Source organism: Arthrobacter glycogeni (assembly GCF_054510815.1).
In genome coordinates, this window is the sequence record NZ_JBTNDV010000013.1 from 20,668 (window position 1) to 36,602 (window position 15,935).

A 15,935-nucleotide genomic window follows, 5' to 3' on the forward strand; every position below is an offset into this window, starting at 1 on the left:
GCCCTCATGCGGCTGGTCCCCGCGTGATAAGCCGACGAAGTCGGGCCCCGTCGATCTTCCAAAAGTCCCGTTGCACCCCGTCAATGAGGAGTACAGGGATCTCCTCGGCGAACCGTTCCAGCAACGCCGGCTCGTCAGCTGTCGAAAGTTCGCGCCACCGCACCCCCAGTTCGTCGCAGACGGACGCCACCACGACCCGTGCCTCGGCGCACAGATGACAATCGGGACGGGTCAGTAGCTCAACTGTGGGATGGCCGGGATTGACGCCCGGCAGTCCGGGCTCGGGGGGAGTAACCATGCCACCCAAGCTACCGCCTCGCTATGCACCGCGTGGCATCACGCCACATGGCCCGACTCAAGTGATTTAGACTCACATTATGTCCGCTGCCAGCACCGGGCCCCTGCGGGTCGCTCCAGGGGTAGCCGCCACCCTCCCCGGGCCGGGTGGCGACGCCGCCTTTTTCGATGTGGACAACACCATGATGCGCGGGGCGAGCCTCTTTCATGTGGCGCGGAAAATGTACCAGCGCAAGGCATTCACTCTCCGGTTTGCCAGTGGCCTGGCCTGGAAACAGCTACGTTTTGTGATGCGCGGGGAAAATATGACCGACATCAACTCGGTGCGCGACGCTGCGCTAGCCTTTGCCATCGGGATTGCACACGAAGACGTCAAGGCCCTTGGCGAAGAAGTGTATGACGAAATGATCGCCTCGAAGATCTGGCCTGGAGCGCGCGCCCTGGCCGAACAGCACCTCAAATCGGGGCGACGGGTGTGGCTGGTCACCGGAACCCCAGTGGAGGTGGCCAGCGTGATTGCCAATCGCCTTGGACTCACTGGAGCCCTAGGGACTGTCGGCGAGGTGGCTGACGGCTTCTACACCGGACGGCTAGTGGGGGAATTTCTGCACGGTCCGGCCAAGGCGGTGGCCGTGCGCGCCCTGGCGGAGACAGAGGGCCTGAACCTGCTGCGGTGCTGGGGGTACAGCGACTCCTACAATGACATTCCCCTCCTGAGCATCGTGGGGCATCCGGTGGCGATCAACCCCGATCGCAGGCTACGGCGCCATGCCCGTGAGAACAACTGGCCCATCTACGACTTCCGGAGCGGCCGGCGGGCAGCGACCCTCGGCCTCAAGGCGGCCACGGGCGCCGGCGCGGTGTATGGGCTGTGGCGGGGGTTTACCAGGATGCGCGGCAGCTGAGCAGTCCGTTAACGGAGAAAGGCCCACCCTCGCGGGCGAACCTATCTCCGGAAGTAAAGCTACTTCTTATTGCGGCGCTGGTGACGAGTCTTGCGAAGCAGCTTGCGGTGCTTCTTCTTGGCCATACGCTTGCGGCGCTTCTTAATTACTGAACCCATAAAGTCCTCACAAACTGATCTTCGGTTTCCAACACGCGGCCCGGGTGGGCGTCACGATCGGATGCTGACAATAACGCAAATACCTACGCGGACCGGACCTTTCGCCACAAGGACGCCTAGCCGACAGCGCGTAAAACGCTCCTTAACAGGGTACCGCTAATTGACGACACCCCCGACCGACCCAATCGAGGGCCGGCTCACCGACTATCCGGTTCCTGCTTGACCTTCGACGGCTGCACCTTTGACAAACTGTTCGACAGCCGATTCGGGAACGCGGTACGAGCGACCAAACCGCACTGCTGGCATCTCGCCCGAGTGAACCAGGCGGTACACGGTCATTTTCGAAACCCGCATCATGTCCGCGACTTCGGCTACGGTCAGAAACCTGACGTCAGAGAAATTATTCGCGTCTACCATCCCACACTGCTCCTAACATTGAGGTCTGCACCCCCAACGTGTGCAATCTGAGGCATGCCACGTAGCAGCCGCACGGCGTGTCGCCTTGAAAATCTAGACTTCCCGCCATGACATACTGTAGTGGCTGCTGTGACCAAAGTGAAAGCGCCAGGAGATCATGACCTGTCGCTGCACCGCCCGCGGCTAATCCCGGCGGCGTCGAAGCTTGGGCAACTGCGCGAAGAGGTCCGCGGCCCGCTCGGCCGCCCGCCCAACGGTGCGCCCGAAGGCCGGCTGACCCGCGATATCTGTTGCCGGATCCACAGCCGCTGCAAGCGCTGGGGACTGATGCGCGGTCGCCCCCACCTCCGGGGCCGTTGGCGGCTGGGCCGGAAGTTCAAACGACCCGAGCCACAACTCGATTTCGCGCAACGGCGCCGGGCTCAGGGAATAGAAGCGACGTTGGCCCTGAGCGCGCATTGACACCAAGCCGGCCTCGCGGAGCACTTTGAGGTGTTTTGACACGGTGGGCTGACTGACTTCCAATTCGATCACCAGCTCGCCGACCGCTTTGTCTCCGGAACGCAGTGATCCGAGAATTTCGCGACGGGTACCTTCAGCCACAACTGCGAACACATCCTCGACTACCATCCCATTACCCTAGCGGCATATATGCAATCGGTGCTAGTCAAACCAAGGATCGAGCCCGTGAAGAGGGAAGACGGCCTTACGGGTAGCCATCACGGTGCGGTCGAGGTCGTCGTCCGGGTCGTAGCCGACCTCCCACGAGCGCCACCAAGGGTCGGCACCATCTCCCATCAATCGGGGGGCGGGTTTGCCGTAGCGCTCCAGCACATGGGCGCGCCATGACTCCGGCACTGCGGTTTGCGGTCCGATGGGCGCTCCGGCGGCGATGGCGATCAGTGTCGACCAGGCGCGCGGGACAACGCTGGTGAGGTTGTAGCCGCCGCCGCCGGTGGCGATCCACCGCCCCTCGCAGAGCCGGGTGGCCAGATCGCAAATGCTGACCGCCAGCTCGCGTTGAGCGTCAATGCTGATCCTGAGATTGGTGAGCGGGTCATCCACATGGCTGTCGCAACCGTGCTGGCTGAGGATGACCTCGGGCTGGAAGGCCCCGGCCAGCGGCGGCACCACTGCATGAAATGCCCGCAGCAAGCCGCCGTCACCGGTGAGGGTGGGCAGCGCGACATTCACTGCCGTACCATCGGCGCGAGGGCCGCCCGTTTCATTGGCGAATCCGGTGCCGGGGAACAAACTCATTCCGGTCTCGTGCAGTGAAATGGTCATCACACGCGGGTCATTCCAGAAGATGCTCTGGGTCCCGTCACCGTGGTGGGCGTCCACATCGACATAGAGGACCCGCTGCGTGCCGGCGTCGAGCAGTCGCTGGATGGCGGCGGCGGCGTCGTTGTAGATGCAGAACCCACTGGCCGCGGACCGGGCGGCGTGATGCATGCCGCCCCCGAAGTTCACAGCGTGCACGGCATGCCCGCTGAGGACCGCGTCCGCTGCCGCCAGAGAGCCACCGACGAGCCGCGCGCTGGCCTCGTGCATGCCCGCAAACGCGGGATTATCCGGAGTGCCCAGGCCGACGGCGGCGTCAGCCTGATCGGGATTGCTGCTGGCCGTTCGCACCGCCGCGATATAGTCGTCGCTGTGAACGGTGCGCAACTCGACGTCAGTAGCAACAAGAGGGGCGGCCAGCGTAACCCCCTCACGGTCGAAGAGTCCTAAGTCAGCGGCAAGGCGTGCCGTGAGCGCCAGCCGCTGCGGGTTCATCGGATGGGTGGGCCCGAAGTTGTAGGCCAGCATGGAGTCGTCCCAGACGACGCTGGTGGGGAACGACGGGGGTTCGCTACTCATCACTGACAGGCTACGTGATTTACTGGTTGTCTGGACACACTGGCCCGGCGGAAGTGGTTTACTACTCGAAGGACATCTGGAGCGATCCATTCGAAGTCGAGACTGCGAAACCGGGGCAAAGCGAACGAAATGGCAAGAGGACAGCCATCCTGGCTGCGGGAAGAACAGAGCGTGTACCTTAGGGTGCTTGCTCGTATCCGGGACTTTATTGACGGTGTAGCCAACAGCTCGCCGGCGCGGGTTGCGTTGATCGTCTTTTTCAGTGTGATCATCATCTTCACCGCACTTCTTAGCCTGCCGATTGCCTCCAGCGACGGCACCGTCACCGCACTCCATGACGCGCTCTTCACAGCCGTTTCGGCAGTCTGCGTGGTGGGCCTGACCGTCGTCTCGACGGCCGCCCACTGGTCGTTCTTCGGACAACTGGTCATCCTGATCGGCATCTTTGTGGGCGGACTGGGAACGCTGACGCTGGCATCCCTGCTCGCCCTCATGGTGAGCAAGCGCCTCGGCGTCCGCGGAAAACTACTTGCTCAATCCGCACTGAACAACGCCAGCCGGCTTGGCGAAGTGGGCACTCTGCTTCGCATCGTCATCACTACCTCGGTGGTGGTGGAAGTCGCGCTTGCCCTGATGCTCATCCCACGATTCATGGTGCTCGGCGAACCCTTCTGGCTGGCCGTGTGGCATGGCGTGTTCTACTCGATCTCTGCCTTCAATAACGCAGGATTCACGCCACACTCTGACGGCCTGGTACCCTACGAGACTGACCTTTTCATCCTGGTGCCGCTGATGGTCGGCGTGTTTCTGGGCAGCCTTGGCTTCCCGGTGATCCTGGTCCTCATCCAATACCGCCTCCGGGTCCGTAAGTGGAGCCTGCATACCAAACTGACAGTGAACGTGTCGCTGATTCTTCTCGTTCTGGGGGCGGTCGCGTGGGGCGCGCTGGAGTGGTCCAATAACAGGACCATCGGAGGGTTGAGCGGCGGCGACAAGCTGATTCATGCCCTGTTTGCGTCGGTGATGACCCGCTCAGGGGGTTTCAACCTGGTGGACCAGGCCGAGATGGGTTCCGCCACCATGCTGCTGACCAACGCGTTGATGTTTGCGGGCGGGGGGTCCGCCTCCACCGCGGGCGGCATCAAGGTGACCACGATCGCCGTGATGTTCCTGGCAATCGTGGCGGAGGCCCGCGGCGATTCGGATGTGAAGGCCTACGGCCGTAAAATTCCCGAAGGCGTGATGCGGGTCGCGATCTCCGTGATCTTCATGGGGGGCACCCTGGTACTGCTCGCCACCGGCGTCCTGCTATGGATGACTGAAGAGGACCTCAACAGGGTGCTCTTTGAAGTGATCTCGGCGTTCGCCACCTGCGGACTGAGCACCAATCTCAGCGCTGAGCTGCCGCCCGAAGGCAAATACGTCCTTGCCGCGCTCATGTTCGCCGGTCGGATGGGAACCATCACGCTCGCGTCGGCGCTCGCTCTGCGGCAACGCAGCACCCTGTACCACTACCCCGAAGAGAGGCCGATCATTGGCTGAAAGACCAGCACACAACGCGCCAGTCCTGGTAATCGGACTCGGCCGCTTCGGTTCAGCCACCGCCGAGCAACTGGTGAAGCAAGGCCGCGAGGTTCTGGCCATTGAGCGGGACACCCAGCTTGTCCAGAAGTGGTCGGGGGTGCTCACCCATGTGGTCGAGGCCGATGCCACCAACATCGATGCACTTCGCCAGCTCGGGGCGCAGGAGTTCACCGCCGCCGTCGTCGGCGTCGGTACGTCCATCGAATCGAGCGTGCTCATTACGGCGAACCTCGTGGACCTGGGCATCGATCATTTGTGGGTGAAGGCCATCACGCCAGCGCATGGCAAGATCCTGAAGCGGATTGGCGCCAATCACGTCATTTACCCTGAGGCGGACGCCGGGGTGCGGGCGGCACACCTGGTCGGCGGGCGCATGCTGGACTTCATCGAGTTCGATGATGGCTTTGCGATCGTCAAGATGTATCCGCCCAAGGAAACACAGGGCTTCACCCTGGGCGAATCGGCTGTGCGGTCCAAATACGGCGTCACGGTGGTGGGCGTGAAATCACCCGGGGAGGACTTCACCTACGCGCGGCCCGATACCAAGGTGACGAGTCGGGACATGCTCATCGTCTCCGGGCACGTAGACCTATTGGAGCGGTTCGCCGCCCGCCCCTAAACCTCGGCACCAAACCCCCGGGGCGGGTCACCGGGGGGTTGCCCGGAGGGCCTAGCTGTCCAGCTCCTCCGTGATGGCCTGGGCGCGGTTACTGGCAGCCCGGGCCCCAGCGGCGATGATGACCGGCAGGTCCAACCGGTCGAACGTCGCGATGGCCTGCTCCGTAGTGCCGTTGGGGCTGGTGACTGCGCGCCGGAGCGCGGTGGGATCTGCGTCCGGTTCGGCCAGCATGAAGCCGGCCCCTGCCACCGTTTCCGTGGCCAGGATTTTCGCCAGTCCCGGGTCCAGCCCCAGCTCCACCCCAGCCGCGGCCATGGCCTCCGCGAGGTAAAAAACATAGGCCGGCCCGGAGCCGCTGACCGCGGAGAGCGCATCCACCTGTTCTTCGGGGATATCGACGACGGTGCCCGCCGAATTGAGGATTGCGCGCGTCTGGGCCATCAGCGAAGCACCCGCGTGGGTGCCCGCCGAGATGGAGAGCACGCCCTTACCCAGGCGGGACGGGGTGTTGGGCATTGAGCGGATTACCGGCTGCCCGGCCGGGAGCGCCGCTTCCAGCATGGCCAGGGAGATGGCGGCTGCAACACTGACAACCGTTGTTGTCGATTTCAGGGCGGGCCCGATTTCCCGGGCCAGTTCGATCGTACCCACGGGCTTGACGCCCAGGATGACGACGTCGGCAGTGGCTGCGGCGACGCGGTTCGCTTCCGGGTCCTCCGACGTAGCCAGCACAGTGATCCCATGCACCCGGCGAAGTTCGGCGGCGCGCTCAGCGCTGCGCACGGTGGCAGTCACCAAGCGGGGGGACATCCCGCTGGCGAGGAGCCCGCCGAGAATCGCCTCGTTCATTGACCCGCAGCCGAGGAAAGAAATTGTTGGTGCAGTTGGGTTGCTCATGGTCCCATCTTGCCACGGAGAAATTCGCAGCATGCCGCGGCAAGATTAGGAAGAAAATAACAGTACACTCGTTATTGCCTCAAAAAGGTGCAAGAGATGAGCATCGGACTTTCTTTGGTTCGGTCTCAGGTGCCGGTGACGACACAGGATTGCCCCCCACTTTCCTGAACAGCTCACCGGCACCGTCCTTTTAATGCATTGAGTTACCAGCTCGCTCTCGGCATACTCACAAGTAGCTGTCCTAATGTTGGTAATACCTCCTAGAGGTGCGAGTGATGAACCGTCAGGTTTCCTTGGCCTGACCTAGGTGCCGTCGAGCAAAAGCGAGTGTGTCCCCCAACCACTTATTCCGCTCGTCGGCACCTTTCGCTTTCCTGGTGCTCACTTCGACCGCTACCACTCCGCCAAAGCCTGAACCGGCCAGGAACTGCAGCGACTCGGCGCAGCGCTGAGTTCCCTGGCCGGGCAGCAGATGCTCGTCCTTGCCGTTGGCGGTACCGTCAGTCAGATGCACGTGGGATAGGCGGCCGCCCAAGGTACGCATCTCTTCGAGCGAGTCCATCCCTGCGATAGCTGCATGGGAGAAGTCCCAGGTGATTGCCTCATAGGCCTGCGGCACCGGGTTCCAGTGCGGCAGGTAGGCCTTGGCTTCACGCCCCCGCACCCGCCAGGGATACATGTTTTCGACGGCGATCGTGACGCCGTACTCGTCAGTGATGCGCCGCACTCCCTCAGCGAAATTCTCCGCGTAGCCACTCTGCCATCTGAACGGTGGGTGGACCACTACCGTCGTCGCCCCAACCTCGGCCGCCATCGCTGCTGACATTTCCACTTTGGTCCACGCCTTACCCCAAACCTGCTGGGTGAGCAGGAGGGTCGGGGCATGGATGGCCAAGATCGGCTGGTCGTACTGCTGGCTGAGCGCGCTGAGCTTGTCCGGGTTCTGGCTTACATGGTTGTTGGTGACCATCACTTCAACGCCGTCGTACCCCAGACTGCGGGACACGGCGAACGCCTCATGGACCGCCAAGGGATAGACCGAGGCGCTGGACAATGCCACCCGCACGTCCTTCCGCCCCGGCGCAACTTCCCCGTTCACAACGCCGCGCGTCCTGCCCACGGTTCGTCCTGGAGGGCCGAACTCAGTTGCACATGCCCGACGCCTACGGCGGGCATCGGCTCCTGTGCCTCGAACATCAAGGTGTCGAACCTTCGGAGCAGCAGGCCTTCGCGCAGCGCCCACGGACAGATCTTCACACTGTCCACCGTGAAGACTTCGAGGGCTGCCTCGGCCACCAGTGCTCCTGCCAGGACCTGGGCGGCGCGAGTCTCCGAAACGCCGTCGAGATTCACGCGGTCACTCACCGACATCGCCGCTAGCCGCTTGGTCCACAAGGATAGGTCCTCGAGCCGCAAGTCCCTGCGTACAAAGGGTCCTGCTGCGGACGGCGCAGCGCCCGCCAGCCGGGCCAGCGACCGAAACGTCTTTGACGTCCCAGCCACCAGGTGCGGTTCGCCGAGCGAGCTGAACCCGGCGGCGGCATCCTTCATGATGGTGCGGATGTACCGGCGGAGGTGCTTCACACTCTTCGCCGTCGGTGGGTCTTCGGAGAGCCAGTCCCGGGTGAGCCGGCCGGCGCCCAGCGGGACCGAGATCGCAACCTCGGGTAGCTCATCCTCGCCCATCGCCATCTCGAAGGAGCCGCCGCCGATATCCAGGTTCAGAATGGATCCGGCGCTCCAGCCGTACCACCGCCGTACCGCCTGAAAGGTCATAGCCGCTTCCTGGTCGCCACTGAGTTCCTGCAACACCACAGCCGTTTCCGACTTGACCCGCCGCAGTACCGCCTCCCCGTTGGCAGCCTCGCGGATCGCCGAGGTGCAAAACGCCAGGAAATCCTCGGCACCGTGGCGACTGGCAAACTCTCTGGCATCCGTGACGAACGCGATCAGTTCGCGTTGCCCACGATCGGTGATCGCACCGGTATTGTCCAGATGCGCTACGAGCTGGAGCGGTCGCTTGTGGGAAGCGAAGGGCACCGGACGTGCCCCAGCATGTGCATCCACCAGGAGCAGGTGCACAGTATTTGATCCGATATCCAGAACGCCTAAACGCATGATTCCATTATTCTCGTCGATACTTTCGTTGACGACGCGCCCCACGACGTCCTGTCCCCACTACGGGCCTCGCTGAGAACCCCGGCCCCTACTTGCGCGCTGCGACCTTGCGCTTGGCCGGCGCACGGCTTGTTGTTTTTTTGGGGGCCGGTCCCTTGGCCCGCTTCTCTGCCAGCAGTTCCAGTGCCACTTCCCGGGTGAGCTCCTCGATGGCAGTCGAGCGAGGCACTGTGATGTTGGTGATGCCGTCAGTGATGTAGGGGCCGAACCGGCCGTCCTTGACCACCACTGGCTTCTCGGACACCGGGTCGTCACCAAACTCGGCGAGCGGCGCCGCGGCGGTCCGGCCACCCCGCTGCTTGGGCTGGGAGTAGATCTCCTGCGCCTGCTCCAGCGTGATGGTGAAGATTTCCTCCTCGGACCCGATGGACCGCGAGTCCGTACCCTTTTTCAGGTAGGGACCGAACCGACCGTTCTGGACGGTGATCTCCTTATCCTCGGCATCGGTGCCGAGCACCCGCGGAAGATTCATCAGCTTCAGGGCGTCCTGAAGTGTCACCGAATCCAGTGCCATGGAGGCGAACAGAGAGCCGGTACGGGGTTTCTCCTTGACCGGCTTCCTGGGCGGCTTGGGCTTGCCGTTCTTGTAAAACTCAACCGGCTGCTTTGCCAGCTCCTCCTCTGTCACCTCGGGGATAAGCTCGATGACGTACGGTCCGTAGCGTCCGTCTCGTGCCACGATCGAGCGGCCCGTCCCCGGATCCTCGCCGAGGACCCGCTCTTCGGCGCCGGACGAGTTCATCAGTTCGATGGCCTTCTCGACGGTCAGCTCATCGGGGGCTAGATCCTCCGGGACGTTGGCGCGCTGCGGCTCGGTTCCCTCCTCAGCGTCGGCCGGAAGCGGCTTCTCCAGGTACGGGCCGAACTTGCCGACGCGCAGAGTGATGCCCTCGGCGATCTCGATCGAATTGATCTTGCGTGCATCAATCTCGCCCAGGTCGTTGACGATGGTGTGCAGTCCGGTGACCTTGCGGTCCCCATAGTAGAAGTGGTTCAGCCAGTCGACCCGGCCTGCCTCGCCGCGCGCGATGCGGTCCAGGTCCTCTTCCAGTTCAGCGGTGAAATCGTAGTCGACATAGTCATGGAAGTGCTCTTCCAGGAGTCGGACCACCGAGAACGCGATCCAGCTGGGGACCAGGGCCTGCCCGCGGGTCCGCACATACCCCCGGTCCATGATGGTGGAGATGGTCGCTGCGTAGGTGGAGGGCCGACCGATGCCCAGCTCCTCGAGCACCTTGACCAGCGACGCCTCGGTGTAACGCGGAGGCGGTGAGGTCTCGTGCCCGACGGCGGTGACCTCCTCGGCGCCCAGCTTGTCGCCTGCCGCAAGATTGGGGAGCCGGGCTCCCTGCGCGCCGTCGTCGGCCGCATCCTGCTCATTACGGCTAGCGTCCTTGCCTTCCTCATAGGCGGCCATGAAACCACGGAAGGTAATGACAGTGCCGGAGGCCGAGAACTCAGCGTCGCGGGTCAACCCGTCAGGACCGGCCGCCAGCGCGCCCAGCCGGAGCGTGGCGGTGGAACCCTTGGCGTCAGCCATCTGGGACGCGACGGTGCGCTTCCAGATGAGTTCATACATGCGGAATTCGTCGCCCCGGAGCTGGCCTGCCACCTGGGCCGGGGTGCGGAAGGAATCCCCCGCCGGGCGGATGGCCTCATGGGCCTCCTGTGCGTTCTTCGACTTGCCCTTGTAGACGCGGCGGGCGTCGGGAACGTACTCGGCTCCGTACAGTTCGGCGGCTTGACGGCGGGCAGCGTTCACTGCCTGGTCCGAGAGCGCGGGCGAGTCGGTACGCATGTACGTGATATAGCCGTTCTCGTACAGACGCTGCGCAACCTGCATCGTGACCCGGGAGGAGAACCGGAGCTTCCGGGCGGCTTCCTGCTGCAGGGTCGACGTCGTGAACGGCGCGGCGGGCCGTCGGGTATAGGGCTTGGTATCCACCGACCGGACAGCGAACTCGGAGTTCTGCAGTTCGGCGGCCAGCGAACCGGCCGTCTCGGCGTCGAGCCGTGCCACACTCGGTGACTTCAGTTCACCGAGGTCGGTGAAGTCCTTGCCGGTGGCCACGCGTGAACCGTCAAGGCTGACCAGCTTGGCGCCGAAAGACTGACGCTCGTCGCCGCTTTGCGGGGAGAACGTGCCGGTGAGGTCCCAGTAGGACGCGGCCCGGAAGGCCATCCGTTCGCGTTCACGTTCAACCACCAGTCGGGTAGCGACCGATTGCACCCTGCCGGCGGAGAGACCGCGGGCCACCTTGCGCCAGAGCACTGGTGAAATTTCGTAGCCATACAGGCGGTCGAGGATGCGACGGGTTTCTTGGGCGTCCACCATGGGGATGTCGAGCTCCCGCATTTCCAGCAGGGCGCGCTGGATGGCTTCCTTGGTGATTTCAGGGAAGGTGAGTCGGTAGACCGGCACCTTGGGCTTGAGGACCTCCAGCAGGTGCCAGGCAATAGCTTCACCCTCACGGTCACCGTCAGTCGCGAGGTAGAGAGCTTCGGCACCCTTGAGTGCGGCCTTGAGTTCGGCGACTGTCTTCTTCTTGTTGGCGGAGACCACATAGTAGGGTTCGAAGTCGTTGTCCAGATCCACAGCGAACTTGCCGACACCGGTCTTTTTCAGCTCGGCGGGGAGGTCCGAGGGCTGGGGAAGATCCCGGATGTGCCCCATGGACGCCGTGACCTCGAAGCCCTCGCCAAGATAGCCCGCGATGGTCTTGCTTTTCGCGGGTGACTCAACAATGACGAGCTTGCGGCCGGGCTGCTTGTCCGTTGCCTTAGTGGGCACTTCTCTCCTATATAAAGGTAAAGCTGAATGGGTAGCATTTCAGCGGTAGTCGTACCGGAGGACCCTGGCAATCGGGCCCCTATACCCTTCACAGTATGCGGTATGCCTTCCTGCAATAGGGTAACGGCTCCGGTGTACCAGTGGTCACACAAGCGGGATAACTGTGTACAAGCTCTCCTTACCGGGCGCCACCCAGCAACGCTGCTGCGGGCCCGGAATCCGTTGGTTTCCCGGGCGTCAAACCCTCTGCCGGGCTCAGAAATCCGTCCAGGACGAGCTCGCGCGCATCGGCCAGGAGCGCGGCCCGGAAGACGTCGTCGTCCTGGCCCAACAGTGCGCCGAGCGCCATGGCGATCTGGCCGGCTGAGAGTTCGCCGTCGCAGGTGGACACGAATCCGGCCAGCTCGGCGCTGAGGAGGGTGGTGCGCCGGAATCCGGCCCCCTGGCGGAGCAGGATCACACCAGGGTGTTCGGCCCCGGGGCGTTGGTGGCGTTCCTCGGTGACGTCGTCGGCCACCATCAGGTGCTGCCCGGGGAGGTCGTCGGCGTGGGCCATGGTCCAGTCGTACCGGGCGACGGCGGCGGCGATGTGGGGGGCGATGGGCTGCTCAAGCGCGTGGGTGATCTCCTCGAAACGGCGCAGCGGTGCGTCCCGCTGCTGAGAGCGGAGGAGCACGGAGCCGAAGCCGATGGACTCAACGGCCCGGGACGCGAAGTCGTCCAGGTAGGCGGCGTAGCGGTCAGCGAACCGGTGCGGGTCCCGGGACTCAGCGGCGTCCCGCAGCCACGTCTGGGCGTAGTCCGACGGCGAGAGTTGTTCCCGTTGAACGACCCAGCAGCCCACCCCCTCGGGGATCCAGGTCTCGATGCGGTCATGCCAGCGGCCACCGGCGGGGATTTCCCAGTTGCCTAACAACTGGGCTGAGCCGCTGGGAGCGAGGACGCCGGGAAGTTCCCTGATCAAGGTAGAGACAATGTCATCGCCTGGCAGTCCGCCGTCGCGGTAGGTGAACTGGTTGTCGAGGGTTTCACCTACCCGGCGCGGGGTGATGACGAACGGCGGGTTGGAGACTGCCAGCTCGAACGTTTCCCCGACGACGGGATCCAGCAGACTGCCCTGGCGCAGGGTTACCCTCGCGTCGAGGTCGGCCGGGTCGAGGTCCAGCTGTTCGGAGTTCAGCAGGAGGTTGAACCGGGTGAAGGCGAGCGCCCGGGCCGAGATGTCGGTGGCGGTGACGTGGCGCGCATGGCCGAGGAGGTGGAAGGTTTGGATCCCGCACCCGACCCCAAGGTCCAGGGCACGATCCACTGCTGGCCGGATGGTGAGCTGGGCCAGGGTAAGCGAGGCCTGGCCTATCCCCAGGACATGGTCGCGGCGGAGCACTCCCGGGCGCTGATGCTGGCCGAGGTCGCTGGCCACCCACAAGTCCCCGCCGGCGTCGGACGAATAGGGGCGCAGGTCCACGGATGCCCGCCACCCGCTGGCCTCGACGCGTTCCGCGAGCCCCAACCTGCCCAGGCCGTCGGGTGTCGTGCGGGGAAAAGCCCTGCCCAGCTGCGCGTCGGGTACCGGCTCGCCGAGCAGCCAGAGCAGCACCGCAGCCAGGGGCTGGTCTTTCGTAGTGGGTGCCGCCCGGCAGGCGAGCAGCGCCGGAATCAGCTGGTCCTTCTGCAACGCCTCCCAGGCTTCAACGCCGATCAGGTCCGCGACGCCGTCGACCGTGTAGTTCAGAGCCCGTAGATCAGCGCCGAGGTGGTTGAGTGCCGCGGGTGAACTGCTGACCGGCGTATCGGGAACGTCGGCTGGCAGTTCGTTGTAAGTCATGGTTCAAGTCTATTGACTGTCCTGCGCCCGGAAGACCTTACCGTTTGCTAACAGCTGGCCCCCAGGGCACTAGCCGTCGTCCGCCGGTGCTAGCTTTTCGAGCATGAAGGACACCGGTAGAACAGCTCATCAACACCGAGGCCGCAGGAGCGTGTGGGTCATGGTGGCGGCCGCGGTCGCCGTCGTCGTCCTGGTAGGAGGACTGGTGGTGTTCAAACCCTGGCTGCTGTTCATTGATGTGCGGGTGGACGACCAGATTCCTGTGGTGGCGGTCACCACCGAGAGTCGTCCACCGTCGACGGCTCCCACCTCTGAGGCGCCATCCCCGACGACGGACACTCCGCCTCCCCCGGGTCCGGTTCAGCTCGCCTCGGGGTCATTGATCGCTCACGAACACGCGACCACCGGGTCGGTCCGGATCATTGAGCAGCCAGACGGAACGCGTCTGCTGACACTTGAGGATCTGGACACCTCAAATGGACCGGATGTGCACGTGTGGCTCAGTGCAGCCGATGTTGTCGAGGGGACTGACGGTTGGTACACCGCGGGGTCGGCAGCCTTCTACGATCTGGGCCTCATCAAGGGAAACCAAGGCAACCAGGTGTACCAAATCCCGGCCGACGTCGACCTGTCAGCCTTCAAATCGGTGGACCTGTGGTGTGCCCAGTTCGGCGTATCCTTCGGGGCGGCGCAGCTTAGCCTGACTGGCGGGGAAACTTAGGCTGCGCCCGACGCCGTGGCCTCAGCCTCGTCCGATTCACAGCCCTGGGGGCAGCGAAGGGTCGACGGGGATGCAGCGCAGGTGGCGCAGTAGAGGGTGAGGTTGCGGCAGGAAAGGTTGGAGCAATTCTCGAACTTGTTGGTCGGCGTCTCGCAGCGGACACACTTGCCGATAGTTTTGGCGTCCTTCGAAAACTCGACGTGCATGCGTTTGTCGAACACATAAAGGGAACCCTCCCAGAGTCCCGAGTCGCCGTACTCCTTGCCGTATCGGACTATCCCACCGTCGAGCTGATACACCTCTGCGAATCCCCGGTTGATCATCAAACTGGAGAGGACTTCGCACCGGATGCCCCCGGTGCAATAGGTGACCACCGGCTTGTCCTTGAGGTGGTCATACCTGCCGGAGTCCAGTTCATTGACGAAGTCTTGGGTGGTCGCAACGTTGGGGACGATGGCGTTCCGGAACCGGCCGATCTGCGCCTCAAGCGCGTTACGTCCATCAAAGAAGACCACCTCTTCCCCGTTGGCCTTCTTCACATCGACCAGGCTGTGCAGCTCGGCCGGCAACAGATGCGTTCCGCCACCCAGCACGCCGTCGTCGCCGACTTTAAGTTCGTCCGGAGCACCGAAAGACACAATCTCGTCACGTACCTTGACGCTCAGCCGGGGAAAGTCCGCCGCCCCGCCGTCCGACCACTTGATGTCGATCTTTTTGAAAGCCGGATATTCACGGGTCGCTTTGACATACTGCTTCATCGCGTTCAGCTCGCCGCCCACTGTGCCGTTGATACCGTCCTTCGATAGCAGGATGCGGCCGCGGAGACCGAGCTTCTCACAGAGGGCGCGCTGCCACAAGCGGATGGCCTCCGGATCGGACAGCGGAGTGAAGGCGTAATAGAGCACAATGCGGTTCATGGACACGCATTTAAGCATAACGGCCCGCTGTCTACCAGGTCTCAAATCGACTACGGCGCGGGCTTCCTATGTTCAATAGCAGTCGCACAAACTATGGTCATTCCATGAGTGCACATCTGTCGAGGGAATTGTTGGCTACGTGGATTTCCGGTTGGTCCTCCTGCCGGGACTATCAGCCGCACGACGACGGCAGCACCGTATCCGTTTCGCTGACGGACAATGGCAATCAGCAGGAGCACTTCCTGTATGAACCAACTGATGAGCAGGCGCTGGCGCTCGCCGCTGAGACGAAAGCCGATCCAAACCGGCTGCTTACCGTCGTCACCACCCGGATGAACGTGCTGCTCGCCACTCTCAGCCCGCTGGGGATGAGAGTGATCGACAACCATCAGGCGCTGATGACAGTGAACATGGACGGGCAGGACGTCGAGGACCCGCGTCCACCGGACGAGGTGTTTTCCCTCACCCACCTGCGCGAACCGTCGTGCCGCCGTGTGAGGGTGATGGCCAACGGGGAGGAAGCTGCACGCGGATCGGTGGCGGTAGAGGATGGCTTCGCCGTCTACGACCGCATTATCACTGCTGAACAGTATCGCCGCCGCGGCCTCGGCAGCTACGTGATGCGGGCGCTCACCTCCGCCGTCCTCGAAGACGACGTAGAACACGGGCTGCTGATGGCTTCGGCTGACGGGCAGGAGCTCTACCAGTACCTGGGCTGGCAGCATCTGGCCGACGTGTTTGTGATTCGTGCCTGACCCCCTGC

16 protein-coding genes are annotated in these 15,935 nt (G+C 63.6%); 5 read left to right on the forward strand and 11 right to left on the reverse strand.

The features are described 5' to 3' along the window. Positions 1-4: 4 nt before the first annotated feature. Entirely contained in the window at positions 5-298 is a 294-nt protein-coding gene (locus tag ACX80G_RS13690; RefSeq protein WP_459308231.1) for a glutaredoxin family protein, read from the reverse strand. Positions 299-377: 79 nt separating this feature from the next. Here ACX80G_RS13690 and ACX80G_RS13695 point away from each other — a divergent pair, with 79 nt between their 5' ends. Beyond that, a complete protein-coding gene (locus ACX80G_RS13695) occupies positions 378-1,202 on the forward strand; it encodes an HAD family hydrolase (protein WP_459308233.1) in 825 nt (274 codons plus the stop codon). A gap of 59 nt (positions 1,203-1,261) precedes the next feature. Here the strand turns inward: ACX80G_RS13695 and ACX80G_RS13700 are convergent, their stop codons facing one another. The 4 genes from ACX80G_RS13700 to ACX80G_RS13715 all read right to left on the reverse strand — a co-directional run bounded on the left by ACX80G_RS13700 (position 1,262) and on the right by ACX80G_RS13715 (position 3,640). Next, positions 1,262-1,360 (reverse strand): 30S ribosomal protein bS22, encoded by a 99-nt coding sequence (locus ACX80G_RS13700; RefSeq protein ID WP_003792170.1) that lies wholly within the window; start codon positions 1,358-1,360, stop codon positions 1,262-1,264. A gap of 204 nt (positions 1,361-1,564) precedes the next feature. Then, positions 1,565-1,777 carry a helix-turn-helix domain-containing protein gene (locus ACX80G_RS13705; protein WP_459308234.1) on the reverse strand — a complete coding sequence of 71 codons (213 nt, stop codon included), beginning with the start codon at positions 1,775-1,777 and terminating at the stop codon, positions 1,565-1,567. A gap of 183 nt (positions 1,778-1,960) precedes the next feature. Further along, positions 1,961-2,407 (reverse strand): ArsR/SmtB family transcription factor, encoded by a 447-nt coding sequence (locus ACX80G_RS13710; RefSeq protein WP_459308236.1) that lies wholly within the window; start codon positions 2,405-2,407, stop codon positions 1,961-1,963. Positions 2,408-2,440: 33 nt separating this feature from the next. Next, positions 2,441-3,640: an acetoin utilization protein AcuC gene (locus ACX80G_RS13715; RefSeq protein WP_459308238.1), complete on the reverse strand. Its 1,200-nt coding sequence runs from the start codon at positions 3,638-3,640 to the stop codon at positions 2,441-2,443. Positions 3,641-3,769: 129 nt separating this feature from the next. On the opposite strand from ACX80G_RS13715, the gene ACX80G_RS13720 reads away from it, so the two are divergent. Further along, positions 3,770-5,182 (forward strand): TrkH family potassium uptake protein, encoded by a 1,413-nt coding sequence (locus ACX80G_RS13720; protein ID WP_459308240.1) that lies wholly within the window; start codon positions 3,770-3,772, stop codon positions 5,180-5,182. After that, positions 5,175-5,843, forward strand: coding sequence for a potassium channel family protein (locus tag ACX80G_RS13725; RefSeq protein WP_459308242.1), 669 nt, complete (start codon positions 5,175-5,177; stop codon positions 5,841-5,843). The genes ACX80G_RS13720 and ACX80G_RS13725 overlap by 8 nt, the downstream gene beginning before the upstream one ends. Before the next feature lie 51 nt (positions 5,844-5,894). Here the strand turns inward: ACX80G_RS13725 and proC are convergent, their stop codons facing one another. From proC to ACX80G_RS13750, 5 genes are all read right to left on the reverse strand, one after another. Beyond that, positions 5,895-6,740 (reverse strand): pyrroline-5-carboxylate reductase, encoded by an 846-nt coding sequence (gene proC, locus ACX80G_RS13730; RefSeq protein WP_459308243.1) that lies wholly within the window; start codon positions 6,738-6,740, stop codon positions 5,895-5,897. Between the two features lie 283 nt (positions 6,741-7,023). Further along, complete coding sequence (locus ACX80G_RS13735; RefSeq protein WP_459308363.1) at positions 7,024-7,806, reverse strand: sugar phosphate isomerase/epimerase family protein; 783 nt, start codon at positions 7,804-7,806, stop codon at positions 7,024-7,026. Between the two features lie 29 nt (positions 7,807-7,835). Next, the gene (locus tag ACX80G_RS13740) at positions 7,836-8,858 is read right to left on the reverse strand and encodes a Ppx/GppA phosphatase family protein (protein WP_459308245.1); all 1,023 of its coding nucleotides are present in this window, start codon (positions 8,856-8,858) and stop codon (positions 7,836-7,838) included. A gap of 88 nt (positions 8,859-8,946) precedes the next feature. After that, on the reverse strand, positions 8,947-11,709 hold the full coding sequence (gene topA, locus ACX80G_RS13745; protein ID WP_459308247.1) for a type I DNA topoisomerase: 2,763 nt from the start codon (positions 11,707-11,709) through the stop codon (positions 8,947-8,949). Positions 11,710-11,887: 178 nt separating this feature from the next. Next, entirely contained in the window at positions 11,888-13,534 is a 1,647-nt protein-coding gene (locus ACX80G_RS13750; protein WP_459308248.1) for a DUF7059 domain-containing protein, read from the reverse strand. Between the two features lie 160 nt (positions 13,535-13,694). Between ACX80G_RS13750 and ACX80G_RS13755 the strand changes: the two genes are divergently transcribed. Continuing rightward, on the forward strand, positions 13,695-14,255 hold the full coding sequence (locus ACX80G_RS13755; protein WP_459308250.1) for a DM13 domain-containing protein: 561 nt from the start codon (positions 13,695-13,697) through the stop codon (positions 14,253-14,255). Here the strand turns inward: ACX80G_RS13755 and trhO are convergent. Beyond that, positions 14,252-15,178: an oxygen-dependent tRNA uridine(34) hydroxylase TrhO gene (trhO, locus tag ACX80G_RS13760; RefSeq protein ID WP_459308252.1), complete on the reverse strand. Its 927-nt coding sequence runs from the start codon at positions 15,176-15,178 to the stop codon at positions 14,252-14,254. The two genes, ACX80G_RS13755 and trhO, sit on opposite strands and share 4 nt — an antisense overlap. A 98-nt stretch (positions 15,179-15,276) precedes the next feature. Between trhO and ACX80G_RS13765 the strand changes: the two genes are divergently transcribed. Then, entirely contained in the window at positions 15,277-15,927 is a 651-nt protein-coding gene (locus ACX80G_RS13765; RefSeq protein ID WP_459308254.1) for a GNAT family N-acetyltransferase, read from the forward strand. Positions 15,928-15,935: the final 8 nt, after the last annotated feature.

Bases quoted from the DNA above. Each gene is read 5' to 3' on its own strand.
- proC (WP_459308243.1), bottom strand. From the start codon at position 6,740: ATGAGCAACCCAACTGCACCAACAATTTCTTTCCTCGGCTGCGGGTCA.
- ACX80G_RS13740 (WP_459308245.1), bottom strand. From the start codon at position 8,858: ATGCGTTTAGGCGTTCTGGATATCGGATCAAATACTGTGCACCTGCTC.
- ACX80G_RS13690 (WP_459308231.1), bottom strand. From the start codon at position 298: ATGGTTACTCCCCCCGAGCCCGGACTGCCGGGCGTCAATCCCGGCCAT.
- ACX80G_RS13720 (WP_459308240.1), top strand. From the start codon at position 3,770: ATGGCAAGAGGACAGCCATCCTGGCTGCGGGAAGAACAGAGCGTGTAC.
- ACX80G_RS13705 (WP_459308234.1), bottom strand. From the start codon at position 1,777: ATGGTAGACGCGAATAATTTCTCTGACGTCAGGTTTCTGACCGTAGCC.
- ACX80G_RS13750 (WP_459308248.1), bottom strand. From the start codon at position 13,534: ATGACTTACAACGAACTGCCAGCCGACGTTCCCGATACGCCGGTCAGC.
- ACX80G_RS13715 (WP_459308238.1), bottom strand. From the start codon at position 3,640: ATGAGTAGCGAACCCCCGTCGTTCCCCACCAGCGTCGTCTGGGACGAC.
- ACX80G_RS13755 (WP_459308250.1), top strand. From the start codon at position 13,695: ATGGTGGCGGCCGCGGTCGCCGTCGTCGTCCTGGTAGGAGGACTGGTG.
- ACX80G_RS13700 (WP_003792170.1), bottom strand. From the start codon at position 1,360: ATGGGTTCAGTAATTAAGAAGCGCCGCAAGCGTATGGCCAAGAAGAAG.
- ACX80G_RS13695 (WP_459308233.1), top strand. From the start codon at position 378: ATGTCCGCTGCCAGCACCGGGCCCCTGCGGGTCGCTCCAGGGGTAGCC.
- ACX80G_RS13765 (WP_459308254.1), top strand. From the start codon at position 15,277: ATGAGTGCACATCTGTCGAGGGAATTGTTGGCTACGTGGATTTCCGGT.
- ACX80G_RS13710 (WP_459308236.1), bottom strand. From the start codon at position 2,407: ATGGTAGTCGAGGATGTGTTCGCAGTTGTGGCTGAAGGTACCCGTCGC.